Origin of the sequence: Nonomuraea coxensis DSM 45129 (assembly GCF_019397265.1) — a bacterium.
Lineage (GTDB): Bacteria > Actinomycetota > Actinomycetes > Streptosporangiales > Streptosporangiaceae > Nonomuraea > Nonomuraea coxensis.
The window spans coordinates 7,769,450-7,782,845 of sequence record NZ_CP068985.1 but is presented as its reverse complement, the minus strand read 5'-3'; the positions used below and the strand labels follow the sequence as shown (position 1 = coordinate 7,782,845).

8 protein-coding genes are annotated in these 13,396 nt (G+C 74.3%); 7 read left to right on the top strand and 1 reads right to left on the bottom strand.

The window, feature by feature from the left end; translation table 11 throughout:
- Positions 1-5 precede the first annotated feature (5 nt).
- The 7 genes from Nocox_RS36420 to Nocox_RS36390 all read left to right on the top strand — a co-directional run bounded on the left by Nocox_RS36420 (position 6) and on the right by Nocox_RS36390 (position 12,330).
- Positions 6-911: a hypothetical protein gene (locus Nocox_RS36420; RefSeq protein WP_246649664.1), complete on the top strand. Its 906-nt coding sequence runs from the start codon at positions 6-8 to the stop codon at positions 909-911.
- Complete coding sequence (locus tag Nocox_RS36415; RefSeq protein ID WP_020544986.1) at positions 905-2,071, top strand: S8 family serine peptidase; 1,167 nt, start codon at positions 905-907, stop codon at positions 2,069-2,071. Before Nocox_RS36420 ends, Nocox_RS36415 begins: the two co-directional genes overlap by 7 nt.
- A 23-nt stretch (positions 2,072-2,094) precedes the next feature.
- Positions 2,095-2,454 carry a hypothetical protein gene (locus tag Nocox_RS36410; RefSeq protein ID WP_020544985.1) on the top strand — a complete coding sequence of 120 codons (360 nt, stop codon included), beginning with the start codon at positions 2,095-2,097 and terminating at the stop codon, positions 2,452-2,454.
- Positions 2,442-2,768: an MGMT family protein gene (locus Nocox_RS36405; RefSeq protein WP_020544984.1), complete on the top strand. Its 327-nt coding sequence runs from the start codon at positions 2,442-2,444 to the stop codon at positions 2,766-2,768. Before Nocox_RS36410 ends, Nocox_RS36405 begins: the two co-directional genes overlap by 13 nt.
- A gap of 207 nt (positions 2,769-2,975) precedes the next feature.
- On the top strand, positions 2,976-5,723 hold the full coding sequence (locus Nocox_RS36400) for a CDP-glycerol glycerophosphotransferase family protein (RefSeq protein WP_020544983.1): 2,748 nt from the start codon (positions 2,976-2,978) through the stop codon (positions 5,721-5,723).
- A gap of 218 nt (positions 5,724-5,941) precedes the next feature.
- Positions 5,942-9,046, top strand: coding sequence for an ATP-dependent helicase (locus Nocox_RS36395; RefSeq protein WP_020544982.1), 3,105 nt, complete (start codon positions 5,942-5,944; stop codon positions 9,044-9,046).
- Positions 9,040-12,330, top strand: a complete 3,291-nt coding sequence (locus Nocox_RS36390) for an ATP-dependent helicase (RefSeq protein ID WP_020544981.1) — start codon at positions 9,040-9,042, stop codon at positions 12,328-12,330. Before Nocox_RS36395 ends, Nocox_RS36390 begins: the two co-directional genes overlap by 7 nt.
- Here Nocox_RS36390 and Nocox_RS43825 read toward each other — a convergent pair.
- Positions 12,213-13,238 (bottom strand): IucA/IucC family C-terminal-domain containing protein, encoded by a 1,026-nt coding sequence (locus Nocox_RS43825; RefSeq protein ID WP_026214715.1) that lies wholly within the window; start codon positions 13,236-13,238, stop codon positions 12,213-12,215. The two genes, Nocox_RS36390 and Nocox_RS43825, sit on opposite strands and share 118 nt — an antisense overlap.
- Positions 13,239-13,396: the final 158 nt, after the last annotated feature.

The window sequence follows — 13,396 nt, the reverse complement described above, 5'->3', positions numbered from 1 at the left end:
CGGTGGTGAAGGCACGTAGGACGACGTCAGGGTTGCCGCGCGCCGGAGAGGAAGCCACGCAGGGCCGGAGAAATCCGCTCGGCTCCGCCACCGGCCGCGGGTCGCGGGTGCGCGCCTGGCCGGGCGGCGACGGCCGCAGGCGGGCGAGCGCCGCGAAGCAGCGGGCCGAACTGCTGGAGCTCCAGCAGGGCATCCACTATCGGCGCGTCTTCGTGACGCTGCTCGGCGTCATCGTCGCCGTGTCCGCGGTCGTGGTGCTCCTCGGCACGATCGGGCTGCTCAACGAGACCCGGTCGCGGCCGCTCACCTCCGCCGAGCAGAACCAGTACAAACAGGAGGAGATCGCCCGGCGCTGGCAGGCGTGGCCGACCACCGGCGTCTTCCCCGACGAGGTCAAGTACCTCGGGCTGGACCGCGCCCAGCAGTACGCCCGCCGGATCGGCATCGCCCCCGAGACCGAGTGCGCCAAGGGCGTCGACGCCCCCGTGGCCGACGTGCTGCGCAGCCACGGCTGCGTCACCATGCTGCGGGCCACGTACATGGACCAGACGGCGTCGTTCGTCTTCACGGTCGGCGTGGCCGTGCTCAAGGACGAGGAGGCCCGGGTGTCGGCCGGCGAGGAGCTCACCCAGGACGACCGCGTGGGCGTGCTGCCCGTGGCCTTCCCCGGCACGGTGAGCGAGCGCTTCGGGCCCGAGCAGCGGCAGCGTACGAGCTGGGTCGGCGCGGGACCGTACCTCGTCTTCTCCACCGGCGGCTACGCCGACGGCCGCACCAGGGCCGCGATCCCGCCCGAGGAGATCCTGCACCCCGAGCTGTGGCCGGCCGGCAAGTCCATCGGCAACCAGATCGCCTACTTCCTCGCGGACCCGCCCAAGGTCCCGCCCTGCACGCAGGGGAACGTGTGCTGACCGCCGCCCGCGCCGTCGCCGCGGTGCTGCTCGCCCTCACCGGGCAGACCGGCGCCGCCGCGGTCCCCGTCAGGGACCAGCAGCAGTGGGTGCTGGACGCACTCAACGTCGAGCAGGCGTGGACCGTCACCAAGGGCGCGGGCGTCACCGTCGCCGTCGTGGACAGCGGCGTGGACGACGGCGTCAAGGAGCTGAAGGGCCGCGTCACCAAGGGCCCCGACATGACCTCGGGCACCGCCGTGCACGACGTGCCGCCCGGCCGGCACGGCACCGCCATGGCGGCCCTGATCGCCGGCTCCGGCACCGGCGACGGGCTCATCGGCATCGCGCCCGAGTCGCGCATCCTGTCGCTGCCGATGGCGACCGACGATGAGCCGGTGATCGGCATCCCGCCCGCGCCGGACGCCGAGACCGCCGCCGAGAGCCCGCTCGCGCGCGCCCTGCGGTACGCGGCCAACCACGGGGCGCAGGTCGTCAGCATGTCGATCGGCTCGTACGGCCCGGTCAAGTCCGAACGGGAGGCGGTGTCGTACGCGCTGGGCAAGGGCGTCGTGCTGGTCGCCGCCGCGGGCAACGACGGCCTGACCCAGTACGCCCAGGACAAGGGCACCTCCTACTGGAGCTTCCCGGCCGGCTACCCGGGCGTCATCGGCGTGGCCGCCACCGACAAGCAGGGCAGGCGGGCCTCGTTCAGCAGCGACAACCTGTCGGTGCTGGTGTCCGCGCCGGGCGTCGGCGTCCCGGTGGTCAAGCGCGGGAGCGGCTACGAGCTGTCGGAGGGCACGAGTTCGGCCGCCGCGCTGATCTCCGGCGTGGCCGCGCTCGTCAAGTCCCGCCATCCCGCCCTGCGTCCCGACCAGGTGGCGCAGGCCCTCGCGGCCGGCGCCCGCGGCCGGCCCGCCGCCGGCTACGACGACCAGATCGGCTTCGGCGTGGTGGACGCCGCCGCCGCGCTCAACGCCGCCGCCGCGCTGGCGGGCCGGCCGAGCGGCGTCGTCGATCCGAGCGGCAAGGAGCACTTCGGCAGCGGCGAGGCCCCCGTGCCCCAGCGGCCCGGGCCCGATCCGCTGCGGCTCTGGCTGTACGGAGGGGGCACGCTTGTGGCGCTCATCACGTTCTGCGGCGCGATCGTCGTCCTGAATCAGCGCAGAGAGTCGTGAAAGATCCGCTATGGTCCCCCGTCATGGGATACGAGCTGCGAGTGGTACGCGAGTCGCCACTCGCCTTCGCGGACTTGGCGAAGGCCATCGCGCCGGCCGGATTCGAGCTGCGCGGATCTGACGAGATCGTGATCGGCCATGACGGGCGTGCCCACCAGGTCGCCCGCTGGACCGGCAGCGTGGTCGGCGAGCCCGGCTCCGACTGGCAGGTGGCCCAGCTCCTGAGACTGTCGGCCGCGCTCGGCGCCCGGCTCGTGGGCGAGGACGGCGAGGTCTACCGGCTGCGCGACGGCGTCATGGAGGTCGAGAGCGGCGGCAGCGTGGCCGAGCTCGGCAAGTTCGAGGAGATCATCGACGCGGGACCGGCGGCGTGGACCCCCTGAACCCCTTCGCCGAGCGGGTGCTCGACCTGGTCGAGCGCATCCCTCCCGGCAAGGTGATGGCCTACGGGGACATCGCCGAATATCTCGGCGAGGGCGGTCCCCGCCAGGTCGGCAAGGTGATGTCCACCTGGGGAGGCGGCGTGCCCTGGTGGCGGGTCGTGCACGCCGACGGCAGCGGCGCCGCGCCCGACCACCTGCGCGAATGCCTGGCCCACTGGCGTGCGGAGGGCACGCCGCTGCGCGGCGAGCGGGTGGACATGCGCGGCGCCCGCTGGGACGGCCGCCAGGCGGACCCTTCAGCGGATTTTCAGTAAGGGTTCTGACCTGCGGATTCCTTGATCGGGCGATTCTGTGACATGTGACGCCCATTACCATGGGCAGAACACTGATGGCGGCCCGAAAGGCGGTGCCTCCCTATGGCCACCGGCGTCACAGCCCAGAGCCAGGGCGGCGAACCTCTCGCCGACCGCCTCAAGGCTGTCCAGGATCTCTGCGATCGTGGCGAGCCTCTCGAAGCGGTCATGCGAGCGGTCGGCCCCGGCGGACGCGACGCGGCGTTCGACACCGAGGTGCTCAGCGGTCCCCTCGGGGGCCGGATCGACCTCGCGGTCAAACGTGGTCCCGCGCGGCGGCGCGAGATGCTGGCACTCGTGCGCCCCTATCTCGCGGGCGTGGACGCGGGCGTCAAGCGCGACCTGCCGGTCGCCCGGCGGGTGATCGTCCACCTGATCGAGACCCGCCCCGACGACGAGCTGATCGACGGCGAGACGCTGGTCAAGGTCGTCGAGGCCGCGGCCGAGCCGTCCAGGCGCATCCGCAAGGGCCTGCGCTGGTACGCCGACCTGCCGTTGCAGGACGAGCTGGCGCCCGACCTCTACCGGCTGCGCCGCGCCGACATGGTGCCCGTCACGCACATCGACGACATCGCCTGGGTCGACGGCAAGCTGCGCGTCACCGGCTTCGCCTACCTGGCGGGGCTGTCGGTGCGCAGCCGGCGCTTCAACTGGGCGACCGTGGTGCTGCGCGGGCCGCGCTGGCTGCCGCCGATCCGCATGCGGACGCGGCGGACGTACGAGCCTGAGGCCACCCACGGGGCGCGCGAGCCCGGCTGCAACTACGACTGGTCCGGCTTCTCGGCCGAGCTGCGTCCCTGGCCGCTGCGCTGGCGCGGCGCGGTGCGCAACGTCGTGTCGGCGGTGCGCCGCCGCATGCGGCACCGGCCGTCGGTGCCCGACACCACGACGTGGCGGGCCGAGATCGTGTTCTGGAGCCGTGGCGCCCGCGCCACCGGCCTGCTGCGCGGCTCCTCGCTGGGCCGTCCCGAGCGGCCCGCGGGGCTCAAGCTCAAGCCCGGCTGGTGGGTGCGCCCGGTCTGGACCTCCGACCGCGCGCTCCAGGTCGTGCTCCAGCCCAACCGGGCCGAGCTGACCGGCGTCACCCTCGACGGCGACCGCCTGGAGCTGCGGATCTCCCTGCCCGGCCGCACCGTCACCAAGGGTCACGCCCGGCTGGGCGGCCACCGCATCGCGGCCGAGTTCACGCCCGTCGCCGGCGGCACCGAGGTCGTCGTCGGGCTGGCCGTGCCCGCCCTGCTCCAGGAGAAGGACGGGCGGCGGCTCTGGGTCGAGCCCAAGGGCGACCCGGCGGCCTCCGTCATGTTGGCCGACCTGCCCGAGGCCCGCGAGGTCGTGGGCGACCGCGAGATCACGGTGCTCGGCGACCGGCGCGACCGCGTCGTGCTCTCCGCCCACCGCATCAGGCCGGTCATCACCTCGGCCGTGTGGGAGGGCCAGACGCTCGTGCTGAGCGGCCGCTACCCCGACGCGGCGGGCCCCCGCACGCTCACGCTGCGGCACCGGTCGGGGCTGTCCTACCAGCTGCCGATGGAGCGGTCCGGCGAGGGCTTCTCCGTCCGGGTCTCGCCCTCGGCGATGGACCGCTTCGGCGAGCCCGTGCCGCTGGCCTCCGGCACCTGGAACCTGTCGCTGCGCCACCCGTCGGGCGAGATCGTCCCGCTGCGCATGGACCACGCCGCCCTGCCCGGGCTGGACGAGGAGCCGCGCACGCTCGACGGCCGCGTCTACCGCATGCTCTCCACCCGCTTCGACGTGCCGGTCGTCACGGTCGAGGAGGCCCGGCCCGCCGACGAGCGCGGCGTGGCGGGCACCCACGTGCTGCGCCGCGTCTTCTATCCGGCGCAGCGCACCGAGCCGATCAACGACGCCACCGTCTACGTCGTCAACGACGGCCGCCTCTATGCCGACAGCGTCCGCGCGATCTACGAGGAGCGGCTGCGTCGCGGCGACGACCGCGAGCACATCTGGATCGTCAAGGACGGCGCCTTCGTGCCGCCGGGCCCGGCCACGGTCGTGCGGGCCGGCAGCCGCGAGCACCACGCCGCCCTCGCGCGCTCCCGGCACGTCATCACCAACGCGTTCCTGCCCACCTGGTTCCGGGCGCGCGAGGACCAGGTGGTGGTGCAGACCTGGAACGGCACCCCGGCCAAGCACGTCGGCAACGACCTGCCGCACATGCAGCGCGACCCGAGGCCGCCGATCTGGCACCGCCAGGCCGCCGAGGTGCGCGGCTGGGACCTGCTGCTGTCGCAGTCGCCGTGGGCCACGCCGGTGCTGCGCAAGGCGTTCGGCTACAAGGGCGAGGTGCTGGAGAGCGGGCTGCCGCGCAACGACGTGCTCAACTCGCCCGACCGCGAGGCGCTCGCCGCGGCGGTGCGCGAACGGCTGGGGCTGGCGGAGGGCAAGCGGGTCGTCCTCTACGCGCCGACCTACCGCGACTACGACCGCAAGAACGCGATGGTCAAGCTCGACCTCGCCAAGGCCCGCGAGGCGCTGGGGGCCGACCACGAGATCCTGGTCCGGGCGCACCCGATGCAGGCCGTCCCCGCGGTCCCCGAGATCGCGCGTGACGTCACCACATATCCGGACATCGCCGAGCTGCTGCTGATCGCGGACGTCCTGGTCACCGACTACTCCTCGGTGATGTTCGACTTCGCCGCCACCGGCCGCCCGATCGTCCTCTACGCCTACGACCAGGCGAAATACGCCGCCAAGCGCGGCCTCTACCTCGACCTCGCCCAACAGGCCCCCGGCCCGGTGCTGTCCACCTCGGCGCAGGTCGTCGAGGCGCTGCGCTCGATCGACGAGGTCGCCGCCGCCCACGCCGACCGCTACGACGCCTTCCGCGCCACCTTCGCCCCCCGGGACGACGGCAAGGCGACGGCCCGCGTCGTGGACCACCTCTTCTCCTAGCGGGGCGTCCGCCGAGGTCCCGGGTCCCTTCGACGGACCCGGGACCTCGGCGTGTCGTCGCGATTTCCGGGATTTCCCCCGCTAACGTAGGCGGTCCGCGCGAGAAGACCGGGCAACTCGGCACGATCTACCCCTGTGGTCTGGTGGAATCTAGTGCTGTGAGTGGTCAGACCTGGCGCCTGGTACGACGTGGCAACACCGCCCCTGATGTGCCCCCTGTGCTGGACGAGCACCAGCGTGCCGTGGTCGGGCATCCCGGCGGCCCGCTCCTCGTCCTCGCGGGCCCCGGCACCGGCAAGACCACCACCATCGTCGAGAGCGTCGTCGACCGGATCGAGCGGCGCGGCCTCGACCCGGAGCGGGTGCTCGTCCTCACCTTCAGCCGCAAGGCCGCCGAGGAGCTGCGCCGGCGCGTCACCGCCCGCCTGCGCCGCACCACCCGCACCCCGCTCGCCATGACCTTCCACTCCTACGCCTACGCCCTCCTGCGCCGCGAGGCGGTCCTGGCCGGCAAGGCCCCGCCCCGCCTGCTGACCGGCCCCGAGCAACTGCTGGAGATCCGCCGCCTGCTCCACGGCGAGCTGGAGAACGGCGCGCCCGACTGGCCGGCGTCGCTGCGTGAGCCGCTGCGCACCCGTGGTTTCGCCGAGGAGCTGCGCGACTTCCTGTCCAGGGCCGGCGAACGCGGACTGGACGGCCCCCGCCTGGTCGAGCTGGGCCGCCGCCACGGCCGCCGCGACTGGGTGGCGGCCGGCCGCTTCGCCGAGCGCTACCAGGACCGCTTCGACCTCGACCCGGAGGAGACGTTCGACTACGCGGAGCTGGTCGGCGCCGCCTCGGCGCTGCTGGCCAGGCCGGAGGTGCGGGCGCGCGAGCGGGCCGCGCACGAGGCGATCTTCGTGGACGAGTACCAGGACTCCGACCCCGGGCAGGAGCTGCTGCTCACCCACCTCGCCGGCGACGGCCGCGACCTGGTCGCGGTGGGCGACCCCGACCAGTCGATCTACGGCTTCCGCGGCGCCGACGTCCACGGCATCATGGGTTTCCCGCAGCGCTTCCGCACCCTCGACGGCCGCGACGCGCCCGTGCTCGCGTTGCGCGTGTGCCGCAGGAGCGGCGCGGGCCTGCTGCGGGCGAGCCGCCGCCTGGCCGCCAAGCTGCCCGTCGCCCCCGGCTTCGACCACCGGCACGACCACCGCGACCTGGTGCCGCTGCCCGGCCTGCCCGAGGGCGAGGTGCGCGTGCTGCTGGCCGACAGCACCAGCCAGGAGGCCGCGATCGTGGCCGACACGCTGCGCCGCGCCCACCTCGTCGAGGGTGTGCCGTGGCATCGGATGGCGATCCTCGTGCGTTCGGCCAAGCGCCAGGTGCCGCTGCTGCGCCGCGCGCTGACCAACGCCGGTGTGCCCACGATGATCGCCGGCGACGAGGTGCCGATCGCGCAGGAGCCGGGCGTGCGCCCGCTGCTCACCGTGCTCAAGGTCGCCCTCGATCCGGCCCTGCTGGACGAGAACGTGGCCGAGGAGCTGCTGACCGGCCCGCTCGGCGGCACCGACATGATCGGCGTGCGCCGCCTGCGCCGCGCGCTCAAGATCGCCGAGAACGAGGCGTCCGAGCAGGGCGAGGCCCGCTCGTCCGGCGAGCTGCTGGTCGCGGCCGTGCGGGACGCCCGTGAGCTGACCAGGATCGAGCCGCACGTGGCGCTGCCCGCCGAGCGGGTGGCCCGCCTCCTCGGCGTGGCGAGGGAGTCGGTCCACTCCGGCGGCACCGCCGAGGACCTGCTGTGGGCCGTCTGGGACGCGGCCGGCCTCGCCCGCCGCTGGAGCGACCTCAGCATGTCGGGCGGCCCCCGCGGCGCGCAGGCCGACCGCGACCTCGACGCCGTGGTGGCCCTGTTCGACCAGGCGGCCAAGTTCGTGGACCGCATGCCGAAGGCCGGTCCCGAGGTCTTCGTCGACGACCTGGCCGCCCAGGAGATCCCCGGCGACACCCTGGCCGACCGCGCCCCCGACGGCGACGCCGTGCGCGTCCTGACCGCCCACCGCGCCAAGGGCCTGGAGTGGGACGTCGTCGTGGTGGCGGGCGTGCAGGAGGGCGTCTGGCCGGACCTGAGGCTGCGCGGCTCGCTGCTGGGCGTGGAGGACCTCGTCGAGACCGTCGAGGGCGCCGAGCCCAACGCCGCGTCCCTGATGTCCAAGCTGCTGGCCGAGGAGCGCCGGCTGTTCTACGTCGCCGCCACCCGGGCCAGGCGCAGACTGGTCGTCACCGCCGTCGGCGGCGAGGACACCGACGAGCGCCCCTCGCGGTTCCTGTCCGAGCTGGCCCCCGGCGACGTGGAGACCGCCACCGTGGACGACCGCGCCCGCTGGCTGAACATGTCCGCGCTGGTGGCCGACCTGCGCAGCGCCGTGACGGACCCGACGAAGCCGGCGAAGGTCCGCAGGAACGCCGCCCGGCAGCTCGCCCGGCTGGCCGCGGCCGGCGTCCAGGGCGCCCATCCCAACGACTGGTACGCCCTCACCCCCATGACCGACGACCGCCCTCTGAGCTGGCCCGAGGGCGTCGTCAGCATCTCACCGTCGGCGGTCGAGAGCTTCACCAAGTGCGGCCTGCGCTGGCTGCTGGAGACCGCCGTCGGCGCGGCCGGCACCAGCACCGCCCAGGGCCTCGGCAACGTCATCCACGCCCTTGCCGTGCTGGCCGCCACCGACCTGCCGAGCGAGGACCTGCTCGGCGAACGCCTCGACCAGGTCTGGCACGAGCTGGACTTCGGCGGCGCCTGGTACAACCGCAAGCAGCGCCAGGTCGCCGAGCAGATGATCGGCAAGTTCCTGCGCTGGCACAAGGACAACCCGCGTGAGCTGGTCGCGCTGGAGGAGTCGTTCACCGCCATGATCTCCGAGGGCGTGCAGATCAAGGGCCGGGTCGACCGCGTCGAGCGCGACTCCGACAACCGGGCGGTGATCATCGACCTCAAGACCGGCGGCTCCAAGCCGAAGGCCGGCGAGCTGGACCGGCATCCGCAGCTCGGCGTCTACCAGCTCGCCGCGCTGCTCGGCGCCTTCGCCAGGCACGGCATGACCGAGCCGGGCGGAGCCGCCCTCGTGCAGCTCGGCAAGGCGGGCGGCAAGAACGACGCCCTGGAACAGCGCCAGGGCGCGCTGGCCGACGACGCCAACCCCGGCTGGGCCGCCGACCTGGTCGACACCGTGGCCACCGGCATGTCGGGGCCGTTCTTCCAGGCCAAGGTCAACGACGGCTGCCGCACCTGCGCGGCCCGGTCGAGCTGCCCGGTCAACGACAACGGGGGACAGGTGTGCTGACCCCCGCCGAACTCGCCGGCAAGCTCGGCGTCCTTCCCCCCACGACCGAGCAGGCGGCGGTCATCGAGGCGCCCCTGGAGCCGATGGTCGTCATGGCCGGCGCCGGCTCCGGCAAGAGCGAGACCATGGCGGGACGGGTGGTCTGGCTGGTCGCCAACGGCCTGGTCAAGCCCGCGAACGTGCTGGGCCTGACGTTCACCCGCAAGGCCGCCGCCGAGCTCGCCACCCGCGTGCGCGAGCGCCTGACCGGCCTGGCCGAGGCGGGCCTGGTCGAGCCCGGCGCGCTCGACGACGAGCCGACGGTCTCCACCTACCACGCCTACGCCGCCCGCCTCGTCACCGACCACGCGCTGCGCGAGGGCCTGGAGCCGACCATGCGCCTGGTCACCCCGGCGGTGTCGTGGCAGCTCGCCTCGCGCGTGGTCGCCTCCTACGACGGGCCGATGGACCGCGTCGAGCTGGGCCCGCCCTCGGTCACGGCGGCCCTGCTGGAGCTGGCGGGCGAGCTGTCGGAGCACCTGCGCGGCCCCGACGACGTGCGCCGGGTGGGGGAGTGGCTGCGCGAGCGGCTGGCCCGCGTCCCCGGCCGCACCACGCTCGCGCAGCGCCGGCCGCTCGCCGTCCAGGCGGCCAGGGAGCAGCTGCTGCCGCTGGTGGAGGCGTACGAGCGGCTCAAGCGCCGCCGGGAGGTCATCGACTACGGCGACCAGATGGCCCTCGCCGCCCGGATCGCGGCCCGCCACAAGGAGGTCGGCGAGATCGAGCGCGAGCGCTACGCGGTCGTGCTGCTCGACGAGTACCAGGACACCAGCCACGCCCAGCTCGTCCTGCTGCGCTCGCTGTTCGGCGACGGGCATCCGGTGACGGCCGTCGGCGACCCCTGCCAGTCCATCTACGGCTGGCGCGGCGCGTCCGCGGGCAACCTGCGCCGCTTCTCCCGCGACTTCCGCACCGGTACGGGAGACCCGGCCCCCGTGCGCCAGCTCAGCGTCAGCTTCCGCAACGGCGACCGGGTGCTCGACGTGGCCGCCCGCGTCCAGCTCCCGCTGCGCATGGAGGCGCGCGAGGTGCCGGTCCTGGTGCCCGGCCCCAACCGGGTCGAACGCGGCCGGGTGACCTGCGCCTTCCACGAGACCGCCGAGGACGAGGCCCGATGGGTCGCCGACGGCATCGCGAAGATCCTCGGCCAGGAGGTCGCCCCCGACGGCCTGCCCTGGGGCGACAAGGAGCGCAAGAAGACCCTCGCGCTCCAGCCCCAGGACGTCGCCATCCTGGCCCGCCGCCGCTCCCAGTTCCCCGCGCTGCGCCGGGCGCTGGAGGAGCGCGACATCCCGGTCGAGGTGGTCGGACTCGGCGGCCTGCTGACCGTGCCCGAGGTCAACGACATCGTGGCCACCCTCCGCGTGCTCTACGACGCCACCGCGGGCGACGCCCTCGCCCGGCTGCTGGCCGGGCCGCGCTGGCGGATCGGCCCCGCCGACCTGCGGGCGCTCGGCGAGTGCGCCCGCGAGCTGGCCCGCGAGCTGAGCGAGAGCGAACGCGCCACCGACCCGCTCGACCAGGTGGTGGCCGACCTCGCCGAGGAGCGCGGCAGCCTGGTGGACGCCCTCGACGAGCTGCCCGACCGCGAGGAGTGGCTGGCGGCGTTCTCCCCGCTGGCCCGTACCCGGCTGGTCGCGCTCGCGCAGGAGCTGCGCCAGCTCCGCGCGCACGCCGCGCAGCCGCTGCCCGACCTGATCACCGAGGTGGAGCGCAGGCTCGGCCTCGACATCGAGGTGGCGGCCCGCAGCGGCACGGCGGGCGCGTTCGCGGCGCGGGCCGACCTCGACGCCTTCATCGACGCGGCCTCCCGCTTCGCCGGCGACGCCGAGGACCCGACGCTCGGGGCGTTCCTCGCCTATCTGCAGGCGGCCGAGAGCGAGGAGTTCGGGCTGGAGGCCGGGCGGGTCGGCGAGAGCAACAGCGTCAAGCTCATGACCGTGCACGCCTCCAAGGGCCTGGAGTGGCCGGTCGTGGTGGTGCCGGGGCTGTCGCAGCTCGTCAGCTCCAAGGGGCACGTCGCGACCGGCAGCGTCTTCCCCGCCTCGCCGGTCATGAACAGCCGGTGGACGGAGAACCCGCGCAAGCTGCCGTACCCGCTGCGCGGCGACGCCGCCGACCTGCCGCGTCTCGGCGGCCTCGGCAAGGACGACCTCGCGGTCTTCGACGAGCTGTGCCGCGAGCGGGACCTGACGGAGGAACGCAGGCTCGCCTACGTCGCCGTCACCCGCGCCCACTACCACCTCATCGCCTCCGGCTACCGCTGGGGCAGCGCCACCAAGCCGCTGGAGCCCTCGGAGTTCCTGCTGGAGATCCGCGACACCGCCGACCGGGTCGCGGTCTGGGCCGGCGACGTCGCCGAGGGCGTGGCCAACCCGCTGCTCGCCGAGCCCGCCGAGGCCGTCTGGCCGGTCACGCCCGAGGGCCTGCGCTACGAGTCCGTGCTCGACGGCGCCCGGCTCGTCGAGGACGTCCTGTCAGGGGCGCTCGGCGAGGACGACGACGAGGACGACGAGCCCGTACGCGCCTACGAGCAGGAGCGCATGCGGGCCTGGGAACGCGACACCGACCTGCTGCTGCGCGAGCGCGAGCGGCACCTGCGCCGCCCGCCCACGATCGTCGAGCTGCCCGCCAAGCTGACCGTCTCGTCGCTGGTCACGCTGGCCGCCGACCCGCGCGAGCTGGCCCGCAGGATCCGCCGCCCGGTGCCGGTCAAGCCGGCGCCGCTGGCCCGGCGCGGCACCTCCTTCCACCGGTGGCTGGAGACGCGCTGGGACCAGCAGCGGCTCATCGACGACTTCGAGCTCTACGACGAGCTGGAGCCGGAGGAGGCCGACGTGCGCCTGGCCGAGCTGCAGGAGCGCTTCGAGCGCAGCGAGTGGGCCGACCGGCGGCCGGTGGACCTGGAGATCCCGTTCGAGACCATGATCGGCGACCGGGTGGTGCGGGGGCGCATGGACGCGGTCTTCGCCACGCCGGACGGCGGCTACGAGGTCGTCGACTGGAAGACCGGGCAGCCGCCGCGGGGGAAGGCGGCGAAGGCGGCGTCGGTGCAGCTCGCGGCGTACCGGATGGCCTGGTCGCACCTGGCGGGGGTGCCGCTGGAGCGGGTGGGCGCGGCCTTCCACTACGTGCGCGCCGGCCGCACCGTCCGGCCGGTGGACCTGCTGGACGAGGCCGGGCTGGTCGCGCTCGTGGAGAGCGTCAGGAGCGAAGATGATGAAACGCCGGCTTCGGGTGCATGAGGAAGTCGTGGTGTGAGATATTCCAGGCGTAGGCGCCGGCCATCGCGAACACCACCGTGTCGCGGCAGCCGCAGCTCGGCGTCGGGGTTGGCCTTGACGGCGTAGTACAGCTCGACGCCCGCGAGCGCCCGCCGCACCGCCGCCGCGTGCGCGTCCAGGCCCGGCAGGTCGTAGACGTAGGCCGGGGCCGTGAGCGCGGCGGCCTGCCCGGCGATCAGCTCGCGGGCCGCCTCCCACAGAGCGCGCAGCAGCGCGACGTCGCGCCCGGCGACGGCCGCCGCGATCTCGGTCAGATGGTTGACCAGCAGGCAGTAGACGACGCGGGCCCAGCCGTGCCCGGCGTCGTACGTCAGCGCCGCCGCCATCTCGGGCCGCAGCCCGGACAGGTCGTGCCGGCCCGCGACGAGCTTGGCGCCCTCCAGATCGCGGAAGACGGCCTGGGCGGGCATCCCGTCGCCGTCCAGGCCGACCAGGACGTTCTGCAGATGGGGTTCCAGGACGACGCCGTGCGCGAAGAACAGCTCCAGCACCGGCAGCGCGACCTTCGCCACGTACGATCGCCACCAGACGACCGGCTCAGCAGGGGTCTCGGCGGGCCGCATGCCCAGGGCGAGTGCGGCGGCCAGCACCGGCGTCACCCCGGGATCGCACACCTCCCACGGGCTCCGCCTGACGATCACCCCCAGCCCTTCCGGGTGCCGGGCCGCCGTGCGGTAGCCGGGCTCGGGCAGCCACCGGGTGGCCGGATGCGCCGCCGCGACCCGCTCGAAGACCGGGCCCAGGCGCGCGCTCAGCTCCACCGCGCCGGCCAGCTCGTACCAGACGTTCCTGCGCACGCAGTTGGTGATCCGCACGTCGAGGGAGAACTTCAGGCAGACCCTCGCGTCCGGGACGTAGACCGTCCGCACCGACGACGTCGGCGCCGCCTCGGGGCCGGGGCCCAGGTCGATCAGCTCGGCCGCCGTCAGCGGGCGCCAGGACCCGGCGTCCAGGCGTTCGGCGGGGCCGTCGCGCAGCAGCGCGGCGGCGCGGGCCGGCGGGCGCGGTGAGCGCGGCCACCGGCACG

What these genes read in the sequence shown, in the direction of transcription:
- Nocox_RS36410 (WP_020544985.1), top strand. Translation starts at nt 2,095, where the DNA reads ATGGGATACGAGCTGCGAGTGGTACGCGAGTCGCCACTCGCCTTCGCG.
- Nocox_RS36400 (WP_020544983.1), top strand. Translation starts at nt 2,976, where the DNA reads ATGCGAGCGGTCGGCCCCGGCGGACGCGACGCGGCGTTCGACACCGAG.